Consider the following 18,773-nt stretch of genomic DNA (forward strand, 5'->3'; position numbering starts at 1 on the left):
ACTCACTAAGAATTTGGGCGCAGTCGCAACTATTTCTCCCTAAGGAAGGACTCTCTCACATGGCTTCTGACCCCAAGAAGCTCGCGGCTCGGCGCCGCGTCAAATCCAGCGCTAAGACTGGCATTGCCACGATGTCCGCCATCGCTATCGCACTGGGCTCCTCGGCGGTTATTCCCGGCGTGTACAGCGAACGCCACAAGTACGAAGCAGTCGATATCCAGCAGGTGGCGGAATCGGAGAACACCGGCGGAATCCGCGGGGCCGATGGAAAGGGCGCCATCGAGCCGGCGGACCAGCTAGCCTCAGATATCGGTTCCGGCAGCTGTACCGTCAATTTCAGCGGCCAGCAGGGAAGCAAGGGCGGGTTCAGCTTCTTAATTTCGGAACCGTCTAAGGATACCCCTAACAGGCGAGAATTCGGCGTCAACGTCAAAATGGACGGTTCTAAGGATAGAACTTGGCGCGATTTCCTTATCTTAGGAAACAATAATGGTGCTCCTGTGCGAACCCATACCGTTGCCGCGTCCGCACCGGGTGATAGCCTTACGGGTGAGGATATTACCCACTCCACCTCGTCGGTGATGAGCATTGGTCGGCAAGGTCCGCGCGGTCCACTCACTGCGACGATTGCGGCTGACCTGAGTGCCGACGATATTGCGGAGGCAGCCACGGAAACCGGCGTGTCCTACGGTTGGAAGGATTCCTACACGGAGGACAATACGGACTCCACCAAGCACATTTTTAGGACCCCCAACGCCGAGGTCTCATTTAACCCATGGCCTAGTGAGAACGATAACTGTTCTGCGATCTCGGTTGACTGGGTACCGAAGGAAAAGCTCGTCATTCGTCCTGGCGAGGAGCTGAAGGTCGGTCATATTAACGCTGATGCTAACTCCATGCCTCGTATGGTGGCGGAGGCTTATGACGCCCAGGGCAAGTACATCGGTTCGAGCAACACCACTGCCTCTGGTGGGGAGCAGAAGCTGCGCATCGACGACAACGGCGACATTTTCTACACAGTGCCGAAATATAAGGGCACGAAGCTGTCCGCGCAGCAGGGCACTCGCTTTAGCGTTATGGCCCAGCCGCGTACGGTCAAGCAGCTGCGTGATGCGATCCCCTCCGATGCATTTGGTCAGGTCTTTGAGGAGTCCAATGGCCCCGAGCGCTACAGCAAACCCAACGTCATTTCGGGCCACCAGTGGAGCTTGGACGATACGCAGTTCCATGATCCGGAGTACAGCCCTGCGCAGCAGGCCATCCTTTCCGGTGTGGATAGCGAAAACGGCCCCATCGCCACCGGACCGCAGTCGGTGACCTTCAAACAGAGCGGCGACAAGATTGCTGATTTGGTGAAGTCCCGCGATGAGGGCGGCGTCGAAGCCGAGGTCAAGCTGGATACCCGCTACGTCTACACCGGGTGGAAAGCCACCATGGATCCGAACACCTACGAGGTCACGGTCACCGCTCCGCCGAACCCCGCACCGGGTACGTTTGCGCAGCCGCGCGTCATCGTGACCTACTCCAACGGCTCGCAGGACATCATTCCGCTGCTTACCGTCGTTGACCCGAACGACACCCAGGTCACCAACCTCACCGGACCGGGCTTGGTGCAGGGCGTACCAGGCAAGCCGATGACGGGCACCATCGATGTCGCGCCCGCCATGGACGGTCACGATGCTTCTACGCCGACGAGCTTTGAGGTCGACCCGGACACTGTCCCGGAGGGGTGGACGGTGGAGGTCAAGAATGACGGAACGATCACCGTCACTGCTACCTCCCCGGAGAATGCTGCTAACAACAGCAAGATCACCCCGAAGATCACGGCTCGCTACCCCGATGGCACAACCGATGAGGTCGAGGCCGTATTCCAGGTGACGAATAACGTCAAGGTGCCTGACTACACCGCGGTCACCGGCAAGGCCAAGGAGGAGGTAAAGCTTCAGCCAGCCATGCCGAATATCGGCTTGGGCGGCAACGCTGACGACGAGGAGCCAAACCGCTACACCTTCCCGGATGGCTCTTTGGAATACAAGACCGGTGACTGGACCGTTACTATCGACGAAAACACTGGTGAGCTCACCTCTACCATCCCGGATTCCGCACTTCCGGGAGCACAGATCACGGTTCCGGTCAAGGCCTACTACCCGAGCGGGGCGAACCCGCAGGTCACCACCGGCGCCATCAACGTCATTGGTGACGGCACTGGTGAGGATGAGGCTTCCTACCGGCCGCAGGTGACTAAGTCCGGCGTTCCGGTGACCTCGGATATCAGCACGCAGCTCTCCGATCCGAAGCTGGGCACCTATAAGCTGCCCTCTAAGCTGCCGCCGAACTGGACGTTCTCCATCGATGAGAACGGTACCGTGACCGCCACCCCGGATGAGAGCGTTCCCAATGGATCGAGCGTGTCCGTCCCAGTTGAGGTCACCTACCCGGATGGCTCCAAGGCTACGGTGCTGGCGGACTTTTCCGTCGTGGACGAGTATTCGAGCGCGAACAGCCCGTCCTACCCGACGGTGACTGGCAAGCCCGGCACGTCCGTCACGAGCACGGTGAACCGCACGCACCTCAGCGATGCCGCAGAGCCGAAGTTCTCCATCATCACCGATCCGAACGATCCTTCCTACATTGCGCCCCCACGTAACCTGAAGTGGGAGGACGTCAAGATCGACCCGGATACCGGTGACATCATCACCCCGATTGCCCCGAATGCCCTGCCAGGTTCCTCGGCCGACATCCCAGTCCGCGTCACGTACAAGGACGGCTCATCGAACAACACCATCGCCACCGTGGTGGTTGTTGCCAACCAGAACCAGGTCTACGAGCCGCGCTACCGCCAGCAGACCACGATTCCAGGCCAGCCGGTAGATTCCCCGATCCCGGATGAGTCCAAGGTCCCGGAGCGTGACCTCATCCAGGATCCGTCCAAGCGTTACAGCGTGCCGGAGACCCTCAATGGGTGGACGCTTAGCGTCGATGAGAACGGCAACGTCACCGCCACTCCTCCGGAGGACGCCAAGCCTGGCGATGGCGTCGATGCCCCCGTTACGGTTACCTACATCGACGGCTCAACCGATACGGTCTATGCACCATTTAAGGTGAAGTCCCAGCAGAAGGACATCAATGAGCCGGTGTATCCGGTGGAGTCCACAAAGCCGGGAACCCAGGTGACTCGCAACGTCAACTTGAACAATGCGCCGTCCGATTCCACGTTCTCCTTCGGCGTGGGCGAAGATGGAAACCCGATCAAGAAGACGACTGTTGACGGGTGGGATTACGAAATCGACCCGCGTACCGGTGAAGTTTCGGTCACACCGCCGAGCACGGCGAAGCCGGGTGACAAGCAGATCACCAACGTCACCGTGACCTACCCGGACGGGTCTACCGATCTAGTTCCCGTGGGCACCGTGGTCAACCTGACGAAGAACTACGAAGCCGAGCCCACATACCCGCCGGAGACCATTTTCCCGGGTGAGACCGCAACGGCGCCGCTGGACCTGAAGCTGCCGGATGGCATCAAGGTCGCTGAGGACGATCCGAAGACGGGCACGAAGCCATACCGCATCGAGCCCACGGACGACATGAAGCCGACGGGCCAGGACAACGAGTTCGGCAACCCGACGTACTACTACACGACCGATCACGGCAATTGGATTGTCGGTCTTGATGCAAACGGCAACGTCGTGGCCACGGCCCCGGACCAGGCCGAGCCGGGCGATTCCATTGACGTTCCTGTCACCGTGACATACGACGATGGATCGCAGGACAAGGTCACCGCGCCTATCACCGTGAAGGATGTGCCGACGCGCCAGGTGCCTTTCGACGTTGAGTACGTCTATGACCCAGCAATCCCCGCAGGCAAGTACGAGGTCGTCACCGAGGGCAAGGCCGGCGAAGAGAAGCAGAAGGGTGACGGTACGTGGGTGCAGACCGCTGCACCGACCAACGAGGTCGTGAAGGTCGGCACCAAACCGGCCGAAGCCGCTAAGGACGTCACCTGGACTGCGCCGACCCCGTATAGCACGGTGACCCGCCCGAACCCGGATCTGGCTCCGGGTGAGACCCGCGTGGTCCAGAAGGGTGTCAACGGTGAGCGTAAGTACACCGCCAAGTTCACCGCGACGGGCGACCAGGCCTCTGTTGCCGAGAGCGAGGAGACCAAGGCCCCGGTTGAGGAGATTATCGAGTACGGCCCGCGGGCCGAGGACACCTCCGTGGTGACCAAGACCGAGCAGCCGGTGCCGTTCGAGACGAACGTGACGTTCGACGACACCTTGGAGGCGGGCCAGCAGGTTGTTGACAAGCAAGGCGAACTCGGTACTGATGTTGAGACCTCCACGCAGAAGATTGTCGACGGCAAGCCACAAGGCGCCCCTGTGGTCAGCACCGAGCGCACCAAGGAGCCGGTCGCTGCCGAGATCCGTGTGGGTACTAAGACCACCGGTGAGAACACCGAGTCGTTTAAGGCGGAAGCACCGTACAAGGTCGTCGTTAAGTACGACCCGACCATGCCAGCCGGCGAGTCCAAGGTGACCACCCAGGGCGTGCCGGGCGAGAAGACGGTGACCATCAAGCGCAACATCACCAACTCCACCCCGGACGGTGAGCCGACCGTGACCGAGGAAATTACCAAGGAACCGGTTGATGAGGTCATCACCGTGGGCACCAAGCAGGCCACTGCGTCCGACACGGTGGAGTGGACTGAGCCGATTCCGTTCGGCACCACCCTGCGTCCGAACCCGGACCTCGCACCGGGCGAGACCAAGGTGGTACAGGAAGGCAAGAACGGCGAAGCGTCGTACACCGCTTCCTTCACCGGAACTGACGGTAAGGCCGAGGTGACCGAGTCCAAGGACCGCACCGAGCCTGTCGAGCGCATCGTCGAGTACGGCCCGCGGGCCGAGGACGCCTCCGTGGTGACCAAGACCGAGAAGCCGGTGCCGTTCGAGACCGAAATCGTCTTTGATGATTCGCTGAAGGCGGGCGAGCAGGTCGTCGACAAGCAAGGCGTGAACGGTACTGAGGTGGAGACCTCCACACAGAAGATTGTGGACGGCAAGCCATCTGGCGAGCCGACCGTGACTACTGAGCGCACCAAGGAGCCGACCAACGCGGTCATTCGCGTAGGCACCAAGACTGAGGGCACGAACACCACCGAGTCCGAGGTAGGGGTTCCGTTCGAGACCGAGATTCAGTTCGATGACTCCCTGCCTGCTGGAACACAGGAGACCGTCCAGGAAGGCAAGCCGGGCAAGGATAAGGTCACCACGACCCAAACCATCGAGAACTCGAAGGTCACGGGTACCACGACCGAAACCGAGCGCGTCGAGGAACCGGTGAAGAAGATCATCAAGGTCGGCACCAAGGGTGAGGCCACCTCCAAGACCGTGGAGTGGACTGAGAGCACCCCGTTCGAGGTTGAGGTTCGCGAGAACCCTGAGCTCAAGGCCGGCGAGACCAAGGTGGTCCAGGAGGGCAAGCCGGGCGAGGTCAAGCACACCGTGACGGTGACTTCCAACAACGGCGAGATCTCCACTGATGACTCGACCGAGACCGTCAGCGAGCCGACGAAGCAGATTATTGAGGTCGGCACCGCGCCGTCCCAGACCAAGCTGACCGATAAGCACACCGAGCAGCTGCCGTTCGAGACCATCATTGAGGTGGACCCGAACCTGGAGGCCGGCAAGGTGGTCGAGGACCAGCCGGGTGCCTTCGGCTCCAAGGACGTCACCAAGGTCTGGCAGCTTAAGGACGGCACGGTTGTGGGCGACCCGGAGGTTTCCGAGAACGTCACCAAGGAGCCGACCCCGCGCAAGCTGCGCGTCGGTGCCAAGCAAGCTACCGAGACCTCTGAAGTTCCGGTCCAGCAGGACCGCGGCTTCTACGGCGCCGAGCTGACCAAGCCTGGACAGTCTGCATCCCAGAACATTCAGGACGGTGCTGAGGGCAACACCTACGAGATTGGTGCGCTCCCGGCCGGCTGGACTGCGACCGTGGATGAGAACGGTACGGTTACGGCCACGCCGCCTGCCGACGCTAAGTCGGGCGACTACGCCGAAATTCCAGTGACGGTGACCCCGAAGGGTGGCAAGCCCTATGTGGCCAATGCCGTGTTCATTGTCAAGGAGGACCAGGCGGTTGACCCGACGGACCCGACCGATCCGACTGACCCGGAGATCGTCACGGCCCCGACCTACAACCCGGACGTCATCACAGCCGGCGACACCAAGACGGTCACCATCAACACCGGCCACGTTGAGGGCAACTCCTACGAGCTGGGCGAGGTCCCGGCCGGCTGGACCGTGACCATTGATGAGACCACCGGTGAGCTGACGGTTACCCCGCCGGCCGATACTCCGAGCGGCACCATCAAGGAGATCCCGGTGAAGGTCACCACCGAGGACGGCGAGGTCTTCGAGGTGAAGACCGTCATTGGCGTGGTGAGCGACAACTGCGGCTGTGACCCGGTTGAGCCGACCGATCCGACGGACAAGCCCGACCCGTCGGACAACCCGGACCCGTCGGACAACCCGGACCCGTCGGACAACCCGGACCCGTCGGACAACCCGGACCCGTCGGACAACCCGGACCCGACGGACAAGCCCGACCCGACTGATAAGCCCGAGCCGACGGACAAGCCTGACCCGAGCGAGAACCCGAGCGAGAACCCGGACCCGACCGACAAGCCGGATAAGCCGAGCTCTGAGGGCTCGAGCGTTTGGCCGGTTCTCGTACCGCTGATTCTGGTTCCGGCGATCATCGGTCGCATCTTCGGCCACAACCAGGGCTCCTCGTTCCCAGACTTGAGCCCGAAGGATCCGTCGAAGCCGGAGACCCCGGCAAAGCCGGCTGAGGAGCCCAAGACGGAACCGAAGGATGAGCCGAAGGCTACTGCGTCGCCGGAGGCTCCGCGCACGGAGGACGTCGAATCGACTGATGTGACGTCCACCGTCCAGGAGACCACCGCGCCGACTACTGGAGCGGCGCAGAACACGGCGGCACAGAGCACCGCGGAGACGTCCTCCACCAGTGCTCCGAGCTCCTCGTCGAGTTCCTCCTCGCGCCACCTGGCTAATACCGGTGCTAGCGTCCTAGGCATCATCGCAGCCGGCCTGGCACTGATTGCCGGTGCTGTGCTTATCCTGCGCCCCGGTCGTCGCAAGGAGTCCTAGAAAAGCTCTTAGAGCTTTCTAGGCCGCGGCCTGCTCGGCCGTGAGACAATGCCCAAGCCCTTCTTTGGGGCTTGGGCATTAGTCGTTTTCACCGCTGTGGCCGCTGGCAGCGCTGTGTAGCGGGGGGAGGAGCACGACTGCAAGAATCCGACGCGATAGACCTTCTGGAGGGGAAGAATTCGGGGCTAGCGTGGAGAAAACTTGCGGTAAGGGGAGCGCAGCCGACGAAAAGAACACCTGCGCAGGACGCAACTGGGGGAGTAGCTGCGCTGATGGATAAGACGTGAGAAAGGGCCCCAGCACCATGCGCGGTGCTGGGGCCCTGAGCGGCTCTCGCAGCTAAAGACTAGACGTCGAACGCCTCGTCCAGCAGGTTCTTCTGCTCAATCTGGTGAACCTTTGCGTTACCGGTAGCAGTGGAAGACTGCGCACGGCGGGACACGCGGACCATCTCCGGCATATCCGGGATGAGCTCGCGCAGGTGCTCGTTGTAGAACGGCCATGGGCCCTGGTTGGCCGGCTCGTCCTGGACAAAGCGAATCTGCTCAGCGTTCGGGTAAGACTCGAAGGCCTCACGCAGACGGTTGAACGGAATCGGGTGGAGCATCTCCACGCGGACGATGGCGATATCGTCGCGGCCGTCGGCCTCCTTCTTCTTCGCCAGCTCCCAGTAGAGCTTGCCGGAGACCAGCATGATGGTCTTGACCTTCTCGGCGTCGCCCACCTTGGAGCCATCGACGTCGAAGAAGTTCGGGTCGTTGATAACGGACTGGAACTTCTTGACCTCGGTGAAGTCGGCGACGGAGGAGGTGGCAGCCTTGTTGCGCAGCATGGACTTCGGGGTGAAGACCACGAGCGGGCGCTTCATCTCACCGAGGGCCTGGCGGCGCAGCAGGTGGAAGTGGTTGGCCGGGGTGGAAGGCTGAGCCACGGTCATGGAGCCCTCGGCGCACAGCTGCAGGTAGCGCTCGATGCGGGAGGAGGAGTGGTCTGGGCCCTGGCCCTCGTAGCCATGCGGCAGGAGCAGGATCAGGCTGGAGAGCTGGCCCCACTTGGCCTCACCGGAGGAGATGTACTCATCGATGATGGTCTGCGCACCGTTGGCAAAGTCACCGAACTGGGCTTCCCACGCCACGACGGCGTCCGGGTTACCCACGGTGTAGCCGTACTCGAAGCCCATGCCGGCGTACTCGGTCAGCGCAGAGTTGTAGACCATGAACTTGCCGCCGTTGCCCTTTTCGGCTGCCAGGTGCGCAACCGGGTTGTATTCCTCGCCGGAATTCGGGTCAAAGGTGACGGCGTGGCGCTGGGTGAAGGTACCGCGGCGAGAGTCCTCGCCGGCCAGGCGGACAACCTTGCCGGAGTTGGCCAGGGAGCCAAAGGCGATGAGCTCGCCCCAGCCCCAGTCGATGCCACCTTCGCGGGAGGTCTTCTGGCGGTCCTTGGCCACCTTGCCCACGCGCTTGTGGTACTCGAAGCCCTCCGGCGGGGTGCCGTAGGCATCGCCGATTTCGGCAAGTTCCTCGGCGGTGATGGAGGTGTCCAGGCCCAGGGTGAGCTCCTGGGAGGAGGTGATGCCGGTCTGCTCGGACGGGCGTGCCTTCTCGGCTTCCTTGTGCTCGGTGAACACGGACTCCATCTGGTCGTGGAAGTCGCGCGCTGCGGCCTCCGCCTCGTCGTCGGAGAGGTCGCCGCGGCCGATGAGCTCCTCAGTGTAGCGCTCGCGCACCGACTTGTGGTCATCGATGATGTCGTAGAGGCGCGGCTGGGTCATGGACGGATCGTCGGCCTCGTTGTGGCCGCGCAGGCGGTAGCACACCAGGTCGATGAAGACGTCCTTGCCAAAGCGGCGGCGGTACTCGGTGGCCAGCTTGCCCACCCAGACCACGGCCTCCGGGTTGTCGCCGTTGACGTGGAAGACCGGGCAGTCAAAGCCCTTGGCCAGGTCGGTGGCGTAGTGCGTGGAGCGGCCAGAATCCGGGGTAGTGGTGAAGCCCACCTGGTTGTTGACCACCACGTGGACGGTGCCGCCGTTGGTGTAGCCGCGCAGCTGGGACAGGTTGATGGTCTCCTGGACAATGCCCAGGCCGGCGAAGGATGCGTCGCCGTGCAGGGTGACCGGAACCACGGTGTGGCCCTCCGGGCCCTTGTCCAGCAGGTCCTGCTTGGCGCGGGCGATACCTTCCATGACCGGGTTGACGGCCTCGAGGTGGGACGGGTTCGCAGCCAGGGTGACCTTGATTTCGCCATCACCAAACATCTGCAGGTGCTCGCCCTCGGCGCCGAGGTGGTACTTCACGTCGCCGGAGCCGCCGAGCTGGCCGCCCTTGTAGTTGCCGTCGAACTCACCGAAGATGTCCGCCAGCGGCTTGCCCACGATATTGAACAGGACGTTGAGGCGGCCACGGTGCGGCATGCCGATGACGACCTCGTCGAGGTCCTGGCCAGCCGCGGTGTCCACGATGGAATCCAGCAGCGGGATGAGGGACTCGGCGCCCTCGAGGGAGAAGCGCTTCTGGCCCACGTACTTGGTCTGCAGGAAGTTCTCGAAGGCCTCAGCGGCGTTGACCTTCTGCAGGATGTACTTCTGCTCGGAGTTAGTCGGCTTCGGCATGCCAGCCTCGATCTGCTCCTGCAGCCAGCTGCGCTCGTCGCGGTCCAGGATGTGGGCGTACTCGGAGCCCACCTTGAGGGTGTAGGCGCTGCGCAGACGGGTGACCACCTCGCGCAGGGTCATGGTCTCCTTGCCGCCGAAGCCGCCGACGTTGAAAGTGCGGTCCAAATCCCAGATGGTCAGGCCGTGCGTGGCCAGATCCAGGTCGCGGTGGTCCGGCCAGGGCAGGCCCGGCTGCTTCCAGCCCAACGGGTTGACGTCGGCAAGCAAGTGCCCACGCGAGCGGTAGGACTCGATGTACTGCATGACGCGCGTGTTCTTATCGACGCCCGTGTTGGGCACGTCAGACGCCCAGCGGAACGGCTGGTACGGCACGCCCATCGATTCGAAGAGCTCGTCCCAGAACGCATCGTCCAGAATGATCTCGCCGATGGTGCGCAGGAACTCGCCGGACTCCGCGCCCTGGATGACGCGGTGGTCGTAGGTGGAGGTCAGCGTCACCAGGCGGCCGACGCCCAGGTCAGCGAGGCGGTCGGCGGAGGTGCCGGCGAACTCAGCCGGGTAGTCCATGGAGCCCACGCCGATAATGGAGCCGGCGCCCTTGGTGAGGCGGGCGATGGAGTGGCGGGTGCCGATGCCACCCGGGTTGGTGAGGTTAATGGTGACGCCAGAGAAGTCATCCATCGTCAGCTTGTTCTTGCGGGAACGGTCAACGATGTCCTGGTAGGCGTCAATAAACTCGGCGAAGGACTTGTTCTCCGCCTCCTTGATGGCGGCAACCACCAGCGCGCGGGAGCCGTCCTTCTGCGGCAGGTCGATGGCCAGACCCAGGTTAATGTGCTCCGGCTGGATAACGGACGGCTTGCCGTCCTTCTCCTCGTAGCGCACGTTCATATCCGGGTGGATCTGGACAGCCTTGACCAGCGCGTAGCCCAGGATGTGGGTAAAGGAAATCTTGCCGCCGCGGGTGCGCTTGAGGTGATCGTTGATCATGGAGCGGTTTTCCCACATCAGCTTCACCGGGATATCGCGCACGGTGGTAGCGGTGGGGATCTCCAGCGATTCGTCCATGTTCTTGGCAATGGCCTTGAACATGCCCTTCAGCGGGCGAGCGCCCGGCTCCGGGGCCTCCTTAATGCGGTCCAGCGGGGACGGGGAGCCGGCGTCCTTCTGAGTCTTAGACTTTGCGGCGGCCTTGGACTCCTTCTGCGGGGCCTTGTCTGCCTTGTCGGCCTTCTTGTCAGCCGGAGCCGAGGCGGCCGGCTTCTGCGCCTTGGCAGACTTGGCGTCCTGCGAGCCCTTGGCGGACTTAGCGGACTGAGCAGCCTTGGCGGACGGTGCCGACTGAGTGGAGGATGCCTTGGGCTGTGCGGCTGGCTTCGGCGCTCCGTTGGCCTCAAAGTACTCGCGCCACTCCTGATCGACGGAGTTGGGGTCCTTCGAATACTGCTGGAACTGTTCGTCAATCAGCCACGCGTTCGGGCCGTAGATGCTCGAGTTGCTCACGGCAGGTGTTCGCCTCTTTCTGTGCTTCTAAGTTTGTCTTGTTCGACTGTGTAAAAAGTAGGCCTTTTCGCGGGTGCACTCGGCACCCCGAAAGTGTCTCCCCACATGATACGGCCCCTGTAACTTCCCCCACTACCCCGGGCTGGGGAATTGCCCATTTACTCCCCCTGCAAAGGGGAGAGCTGGGTGGAAGCATGGTCAATGACTTGGCGCGCCAGTTTGCGGTTTGCGGTTGTTCCCAGCACCGCGCCCACACCCATGGGTAGCAGCTTGGCCACCCACGCCCACTTCAGCTTCTTCGTGGCCTGCTTCATGAACAGCTTGGCCAGGCGGCCGTTGATGCCGCTGAGCGTGGGGCCGGAAAAGCGCGACAGGGTAGCAGCAGACGTCATTCCGGACAGCGTTCCCACGTCACCGATGAACGTATCCACCAAGGCGCTGCCCTGGGAGCCGGTGAGGACCATGAGCACCAGCGTGCGCCGGTGCTCCTTGTCCCGGATATCGTCGCCCCGCAGGTGGGAGGACGCCAGGATGTACCAGGCGGAGGCCTCGAGGAAGACCAGGGACTCGGCGCCGATGGCAGCCGCACCGGAGATAAGCCCGATGCCGGGGATGGCGGAGGAGGCGCCGGCAGCGGCACCCGTGCCAGAGACAATGTTGAGGTAGTGCTTGTCAATGAGCTTCTGCAGCTCGGCCGTGCTGGCGTTCTTGTTGCGCTTCTTGAGCTTATCGACGTATCCGATGATGACGGAGGACTGTACAGAGACGACCTTGTTGACAACGTCCATGAACCCCTGGCTTATGCGGTTGGCGTCCTGGGAATTGAGCTTGTCCAGCGTCTCTGCGGAGTGCTTCTCATCAGTCTTGAACAATGGCATGGTGAAACTTTCCTAACTCTATTGCTGATGTATCCACTCCACCGTAGCTAATTTTGTGCGAAGGCCGCTTTTACCATTCCCAGCGCGTACACAGTCCGCGGGTTTAGGGTGGTGGGTATGAGTGAGCAGGAATCCGAGCGCGCGATGGCGGACGATGGCCTGACCGTCCGCACGCGTGCGGGATGGGTGCGGGGTTCCCGGGAAGAGGAGCTGCGTCCGGATACGCCGCTGACTAGCCCTGTGCGGTCGTGGCGCGGCATTCCCTACGGTGCGGATACCTCGGGGCCCAACCGTTTCCTGGAGCCACGCCCGGCCCCGGCGTGGGAAGGGGTGCGGGACTGCTGGGAGTTTGGTCCGGTAGCACCGCAGCCGGTGTATTCGTGGACCGACCGCATCGAGGGGGCGGAGGATTGCCTAACTCTCGACGTCGTCCGGCCCGACACCGATGCTGCGGGTGAGGGTGACCAGCTGCCCGTGGTGGTCTACTTGCACGGCGGCAGCTTCATCCTCGGCTCTTCCCACATGCTTATGTTGCGCGGCTACGAGTTCGCCGCGCGCATGGACGTGGTTTACGTATCCATCAACTTCCGCCTCGGCGCGCTGGGCTATCTGGATGTGCGCAGCCTGGGAGGCGAGGCCTGCGCTAATCCGGCGGTGGCGGACCAGGTCTTAGCTCTGGAGTGGGTACGCGACAACATCGCGGCCTTCGGCGGGGATCCGGACAACGTGACGCTCATGGGTGAATCCGCCGGCGGGGCAGCAGTGCTGACCCTGATGGCAGTGCCGCGCGCCGAAGGCCTCTTCCACCGGGCGATTGCGCAGTCCCCGCCGATCGGCATGATCCACTCCCGGGCGCAGTCGATGTTCTGGGCCCGAGAGCTGGTGAACAAGATGGCGCTGCCGCGCGATACCAGTGCGGACGATCTGCGCGCGGAAAACTTCGCGGATCTCGTGCGCTCCGGGCAGTCCATGATGTGGCGCGCCGGGGAGCTGATGTACCTCAACTCCTGCTATGCGCCGACTGTCGACGGCGACCTAATCCCGCAACATCCCGTCGAGGCCTTCGAGGACGGCGCGCAGCACCCGGTGCCGTTGCTGGTGGGCACGAACTCGGGTGAGGCGAGCTTTGGCAAGTTCCTGTATCAGCGGCAGCGCTCCCGGGAGCGCGCCGCTCTGCGCCTGTTGGCCAGCTTCGATCCGGATAGCGCCCCGGACGTCGTTGCGGCGTACGGCGGCGCGGTGTCGCGACAGGGCTTCGGGGACTTGCTTACCGACGCTCTCTTTTGGGCCCCCACCGTCCGGGTCGCCTCCGAGCACTCTCGCCGCCATCCGACGTGGATGTACCGCTTCGACTTCACCCCGGGGGCACTGCGCTGGCTGGGACTCGGCGCGATGCACTCGATGGAGCTGTCCAACATTTTCGGCGATCCGGGTGCCTCGCGAGTGTCCTTCCTAACCACTATGGGCAGCTCTGCTGACATGGAGGAGGTGACGCAGTCGATGCAGGCGCAGTGGGCGTCCTTCATCCGCACCGGAGCTGCGCTGGAGGAGTGGCCGCGCTATCGCGCCCCAGAGCGCTCCACCATGGTTTTTGACGTGGAGCCGCAGGTAGTTAAGGCCCCGATGGAAAAGCGCCGCCAGGCGTGGGAGGATTACGACATGCTGGAGTGGGGCACCGGCCGGCCGGAGATTCTCCAGCGTCTGGGCTTCGCGCCCGACGGCCCAGCCCGATAGCCACGATCGCGGGTAGGATGTGGGGGGCCTTGGCAGCTGCCGAGGTGTCACTGCCACATGGATGGATGTTTACCACATGAGCTTTTTTGAAGATATCGCTTCTGCGCTGGACGCGGAGGGCATTGAGTCCCGCGTTAACGACGATGTGATGTTTGTGCCCATCACCTCGGACCTGGAAATTCAGTTTGTGGAAATTGACCCGCTACTGCCGGCGGCCAACGTGTACATTGCCGCGGCGGATGTGGACGAAGACGATGAGGACTTCGAGGCGGTGCTGGTGTCCGTGGCGTTCTCCGTGGAGGATGCCGTCGAGGCCGTCTCCCGCCACATCGCTACCGACCAGGTAGTGACGGTGCTCCGGGACCTGCTCGAGGGCACCGATGAGCGCATTGCGGAGCTGGAATTCATGCAGGATGAGTTCAACCCGAACCTCGTCGTGGCGGAGGTGGCCACCGATTCGGAGCTGCGCGTGCTCGTCGAAACAATTGACGGTGTTCCGAGTGCTGTGGTGCGCTTCCTGTCCTTCGACCTCGACGAAGAGGAGCTGGAGGAGCTCGAGGATGAGGCAATCGTGGAGCTGTGGGAGAACGACCCGTTGGGGGAGTTCGACACCGACGATGAGGATGACAGTGACTTCGACGGCTTCGACCCGCTGGCATTGTCCCCGGTAATTGAGGTCCCCGCCGAAGCCCTTGAGCTGGGTACCTACACCGACTTCGACCGCCTCTTTGACGTGCTCAGCCTTGTCTCCGATCAGGCATTGGACTGGGAAGCCCAGTTGGTCAGCGTCGAAGACCCGGACTTTGACGAGCCGGAGGTCTACGATCTCTTCGGTGCTGACGACGATGATGACGACGTCTTCTTCGACGACGATGAAGAAGATGCAGATGACGAAGACGCCGGAGACGACGTCGAAGACGGCGATGACGATGCTGATGCGGAAGGCGAGCGCGCACGCGACTAGGTGATGACAAGGTGACTAGTCCGGTCACACCGCCGCGCTCCATCCCGCCTAGGCCCGACCTTGCCCGCTTGGCCAAGCATTTGGCCCCTTCACCGGCTTGGCGGTGAGCTGCGCGCTAGGATGATCGGATAAATATCCACGAGTTCTTGAGTTTGGTGAGGAGTGGGCAGTGACCCATCCGGTTGAAGTGCCCTTTCGCGTTCAACGCATATGCGTGGGAGTGGCCTTGGCATTCGCCGCCGTTGCGTGGTCGCTGACGCTACGCCCCGGCTTTGCGTATGAAACCCACACCTTTTCATCGCCCTTAGGCGCCTCGGTGTGGGGCCTAAGCCTTGTAAGCGCCGCGTTTTTCTTTGCTGCCCAGTGGCGTTCACTGCGCAGCTACGCGGTCATCAACCCACTCCTCGCCATAGTGGTCAACTTGGTGTTGTCCTCCATCATTTTTGATCTCAATATCCCGCTCTACCTGGATACGGTGGGAACCGCGTTCATTGCCATCATCTACGGCCCTATTTTGGGTATGGGCACTGGTGTGCTGTCGCTGACGCTCTTTAGTGTGAGTAGCCCTTTGCTGTTGGCGTATCTGCCGCCGGTTATCGTGGCGGCCTATTTGATTGGTTGGCTAGCTCGCCGCGGCGTTTTCAAGCGGATGATATCGACGCTCTTGGCAGGCTACGGTGTGGGCATCATCGCCGCCTTGCTGTCTGCGGTGGCCACCATTTGCTCGCTAGATGAAAACGCGCAGCGGGGTCCTCGTGAGCTCAAGAACTTCTACCTGCTTCTCGTTCACGAGGAAGGGGTGGCGAACCTGCTTCAGGCCTTGAGCTCCGATCCGATTGATAAGGCGTTTACCGTCCTGCTGGTGTGCTTGGGAATCCGCTTTGCCCCTGAGCCGATCCGCAGGCTGTTTGACTCCCCAGAGACACACCCCGCGGTGGAACGCGTGCTGACGGAGGACAGGTTCTCCATCGAGCTCGACCCAGAACCACCCCGGACGCTCACGGATCGTCTTCAGCGCTACCTGTAGAGAGGTATCTCTGGCGGAATGGTACGGACGGGTAGTAGCAGAGCCCGTACTTAGGCCGCTTGGCTAAAGCCCTCAAAGAGCGATAGCGGAGAGTGGACCGGGGTGTAGGTGTTATCTACCAACCACACGAACGTGGCCGCGCTGCTGCTGGAAATCTCGTGGACAGCTGAAACCAGTCCGGGCGGAACCAGCGCGCGTACCCACGCTTCTGCCAGCGAGGGGGAGACGGTTCGGCCTGAGGGGTCGGTGACTCGGACAGTGATGAGATACGAAGGCACGCGCTTTTCGCCGTAGCCCAACACGCGCGCTCGTGCGCGCTCGCCCACGCGGTGACGCGACACTGTCATGTTGAGCCCGGAACGGCCCAAGCCGGGCACTTCTGGGAGCGCCTTGGATGGTGGACGCCACTGCGGCGTCGGCCGCGCCAAGGAACGCGGGTGGCGCATGATGCTGTCGAGCGCGTGCAGGGTATCGCCGTGGTGAAAGAGAATATCGGCGGTAAGTTGTGCCGTGCTCGGTGGAACAGGGGACGTGGAGTGAATGCTGTTGTAGTTCTTCATGCTGCACACAGTAGGAGGCGAGGCCGACACTCCGCCCCTACAATAGAACCCGTGTTCGATAATTTGCACGGGTGGGTACAGTGAGAGTCGCTATGACAAATAAGAGCAGAGATATTAAGGGGGCTACGACGGCCACGGACGCAGTGAAGATCCCACGCGAGATCTGGGTGATGGTCACCGCGGCCTTCATTATTGCCTTGGGCTACGGTCTGATTGCACCGCTGTTGCCGCAGTTCATTGTGAGCTTCGATGTCTCGATGGCCGCGGCGGGACTGGTCGTCTCCATCTTCTCCGCCAGCCGCCTCATCTTTGCGCCAGTCGCCGGAAGGCTGATCGACCGCGTGGGCACGCGCGGTGTCTATATCGGCGGACTTCTCACCGTGGCGGTGACAACGGGGCTTGTAGGAATCGCGCAGGACTACTGGCACATCGTGCTCCTTCGGGCCATCGCAGGAATTGGCTCGACCATGTTCACCGTTGCGGCAATGGGGCTAATCGTCCGGCTCGCACCCGCTGAGATTCGCGGCCGCTGCTCGGCTACGTATGCCACGGCATTCTTGCTGGGCAACGTGATTGGCCCTTTGGTAGGCGCCAGCCTGTCGTTCCTTGGCTTCCGCTGGCCGTTTTTCATCTATGGTGTCGGTGTTGCGCTGGCAGCAGTTGTGGTCTGGGCGCAGATGCCGGCGGTAGATTCCGCGTCGGAGCGCTCCCATCGCTTGCCACCGATGCGCCTTTCGGAGGCCTGGGGTGACACGGCCTTTCGTGCGGTGCTGACGTCGAACTTTGCCCAAGGCTGGATCAATATGGGAGTGCGCGTGGCGGTGCTACCGCTTTTCGCTGCAGCAATTTTCCACAACGGTGCGGCCGCGTCGGGTGTTGCGCTGGCAGTGTTCGCCGCGGGCAACGCTACGGTGCTTCAGTTCTCGGGAACGTGGTCTGACCGCTATGGCCGCCGCCCCCTCATCCTCATCGGGCTGGTGGGCTCAGGAGTCTTCGTTGGCACCTTGGGGCTAGCGGATTCCGTATGGCAGCTGCTGCTACTGTCTGCGCTCGCCGGCGGCTCGTCGGCGCTCATTGCGCCCTCGCAGCAGGCTGCCATCGCGGACGTCGTCGGCAGTACTCGCTCCGGCGGTCAGGTTCTGTCCGCGTTCCAGATGGCCGGTGACTTCGGGCAGATTATGGGGCCTATCGTGATTGGATTCCTGGCGGACCGCTACGGCTTTGCTGTGGCATTTGGGTTGTGTGGAGTGGTCGCGCTCGGCGGTGTTGTTGCGTGGGCATTCGGGCGCGATACGTTGGCGGATAGGAAGATTATTTTGCGTCCTCTGCGTCGTCGGTATAGCCGCAACCAATAGCTACTTGAAAGGTAATAAATTGCTTATCTTGTGGGAGGTAAACGGGGGAGAGGATCGTGAAAATTTATCTGATTTAGTCGCTATTGGGAAATTTTTTTGTTAGTATGGCCGTGTGAATTTTCAACAGAGGGTGGAGCGACACCGGTCGGAGCTGAGTAGGGCGGACGAGGCAGTTGTGGATGTCTTGTTGAGCCGCCCGCAGGAAGCTGCACTGTGGCGCGGTGAGGACGTTGCTGCCAAGGCTGGCGTGCACGGCTCCGCGGTGACGCGTACCGCGAAGAAGCTGGGGTACAAGGGCTACTTGGAGCTGCGCCAAGAGCTCCGCATGCTGCATGACCAGTACCTGGCTGCTGAGCAATCCAGCGGCCGCCGAGGGTTCCGCAACGACGCCGGACAGACCATCCTCGGCCGTCTAGTGACCCAGGAGATGGATTCACTCTCCGCGGCCTCGAGCAGCGTTGACCAGCACTCTGTGAACAAGGCTGCGGACCTAGTGATGAACGCGCGCGACATTTATATCTACGGCCGCGGCAACTCCATCCCGCTGTGCGATCAGGCTGAGCGCCGCCTGCGCTGCCTGGGCCGCTCCGTCCGTGGACTGGCCGGCAAGACCGATCAGGATATCGCGGAGCAGCTTCTGCTCATGGGGGACCGGGACCTTCTGATTGTCTTCGCATTCCGTCGCTCCACCCGTTCCCTGCGGCAGCTGCTGAACTACGCCGAAAGCGTCAATTGCATGGTCATCCTCATTACTGATGATCTGCGCATCGTGCACCCCGTGCCAGTGGTGACGCTGGCCGCACCGCGTGGCGATGAAGGATCGTTTACCACCCTGTCGGTCCCCATGCTCATGCTCAACGCCATCGTGCTGTCCATTCTCCAGCGCTACGAGCATGACGTGCAGCCTTACCGCGATAAGCTGCAGAATATCCTCTTGGGGTTTGAGGTCTAGGGGCCTCA

Annotated in this window: 9 protein-coding genes; 6 read left to right on the plus strand and 3 right to left on the minus strand. The window is 62.2% G+C overall.

All coding sequences use genetic code 11. The features are described from left to right. The first annotated feature begins 59 nt into the window (after positions 1-59). Positions 60-7,175: a G5 domain-containing protein gene (locus tag ACKFR8_RS01335; protein ID WP_408930375.1), complete on the plus strand. Its 7,116-nt coding sequence runs from the start codon at positions 60-62 to the stop codon at positions 7,173-7,175. Positions 7,176-7,521: 346 nt separating this feature from the next. On the opposite strand, the gene ACKFR8_RS01340 is transcribed toward ACKFR8_RS01335, so the two are convergent. Together ACKFR8_RS01340 and ACKFR8_RS01345 are read right to left on the minus strand one after the other, a co-directional pair. Continuing rightward, positions 7,522-11,295: a multifunctional oxoglutarate decarboxylase/oxoglutarate dehydrogenase thiamine pyrophosphate-binding subunit/dihydrolipoyllysine-residue succinyltransferase subunit gene (locus ACKFR8_RS01340; RefSeq protein WP_408930376.1), complete on the minus strand. Its 3,774-nt coding sequence runs from the start codon at positions 11,293-11,295 to the stop codon at positions 7,522-7,524. Positions 11,296-11,453: 158 nt separating this feature from the next. Continuing rightward, positions 11,454-12,173 carry a hypothetical protein gene (locus tag ACKFR8_RS01345; RefSeq protein ID WP_408930377.1) on the minus strand — a complete coding sequence of 240 codons (720 nt, stop codon included), beginning with the start codon at positions 12,171-12,173 and terminating at the stop codon, positions 11,454-11,456. A gap of 117 nt (positions 12,174-12,290) precedes the next feature. Between ACKFR8_RS01345 and ACKFR8_RS01350 the strand changes: the two genes are divergently transcribed. From ACKFR8_RS01350 to ACKFR8_RS01360, 3 genes are all read left to right on the plus strand, one after another. Then, positions 12,291-13,907 (plus strand): carboxylesterase/lipase family protein, encoded by a 1,617-nt coding sequence (locus ACKFR8_RS01350; protein WP_408930378.1) that lies wholly within the window; start codon positions 12,291-12,293, stop codon positions 13,905-13,907. 76 nt (positions 13,908-13,983) lie between these two features. Then, positions 13,984-14,871 carry a DNA primase gene (locus ACKFR8_RS01355; protein WP_408930379.1) on the plus strand — a complete coding sequence of 296 codons (888 nt, stop codon included), beginning with the start codon at positions 13,984-13,986 and terminating at the stop codon, positions 14,869-14,871. A gap of 220 nt (positions 14,872-15,091) precedes the next feature. Next, entirely contained in the window at positions 15,092-15,898 is an 807-nt protein-coding gene (locus ACKFR8_RS01360) for a hypothetical protein (RefSeq protein ID WP_408930960.1), read from the plus strand. A 50-nt stretch (positions 15,899-15,948) separates the two neighbouring features. Here the strand turns inward: ACKFR8_RS01360 and ACKFR8_RS01365 are convergent, their stop codons facing one another. Beyond that, the gene (locus tag ACKFR8_RS01365; RefSeq protein ID WP_296132915.1) at positions 15,949-16,458 is read right to left on the minus strand and encodes a hypothetical protein; all 510 of its coding nucleotides are present in this window, start codon (positions 16,456-16,458) and stop codon (positions 15,949-15,951) included. 92 nt (positions 16,459-16,550) lie between these two features. On the opposite strand from ACKFR8_RS01365, the gene ACKFR8_RS01370 reads away from it, so the two are divergent. Further along, the gene (locus ACKFR8_RS01370; RefSeq protein WP_408930380.1) at positions 16,551-17,813 is read left to right on the plus strand and encodes an MFS transporter; all 1,263 of its coding nucleotides are present in this window, start codon (positions 16,551-16,553) and stop codon (positions 17,811-17,813) included. Between the two features lie 112 nt (positions 17,814-17,925). Then, positions 17,926-18,765 carry a MurR/RpiR family transcriptional regulator gene (locus ACKFR8_RS01375; RefSeq protein ID WP_408930381.1) on the plus strand — a complete coding sequence of 280 codons (840 nt, stop codon included), beginning with the start codon at positions 17,926-17,928 and terminating at the stop codon, positions 18,763-18,765. Positions 18,766-18,773 lie beyond the last annotated feature (8 nt).

It is taken from the genome of Corynebacterium axilliensis (genome assembly GCF_046097495.1).
Lineage (GTDB): Bacteria > Actinomycetota > Actinomycetes > Mycobacteriales > Mycobacteriaceae > Corynebacterium.

Bases quoted from the DNA above. Each gene is read 5' to 3' on its own strand.
- ACKFR8_RS01335 (WP_408930375.1), top strand. From the start codon at position 60: ATGGCTTCTGACCCCAAGAAGCTCGCGGCTCGGCGCCGCGTCAAATCC.
- ACKFR8_RS01345 (WP_408930377.1), bottom strand. From the start codon at position 12,173: ATGCCATTGTTCAAGACTGATGAGAAGCACTCCGCAGAGACGCTGGAC.
- ACKFR8_RS01350 (WP_408930378.1), top strand. From the start codon at position 12,291: ATGAGTGAGCAGGAATCCGAGCGCGCGATGGCGGACGATGGCCTGACC.
- ACKFR8_RS01355 (WP_408930379.1), top strand. From the start codon at position 13,984: ATGAGCTTTTTTGAAGATATCGCTTCTGCGCTGGACGCGGAGGGCATT.
- ACKFR8_RS01365 (WP_296132915.1), bottom strand. From the start codon at position 16,458: ATGAAGAACTACAACAGCATTCACTCCACGTCCCCTGTTCCACCGAGC.
- ACKFR8_RS01370 (WP_408930380.1), top strand. From the start codon at position 16,551: ATGACAAATAAGAGCAGAGATATTAAGGGGGCTACGACGGCCACGGAC.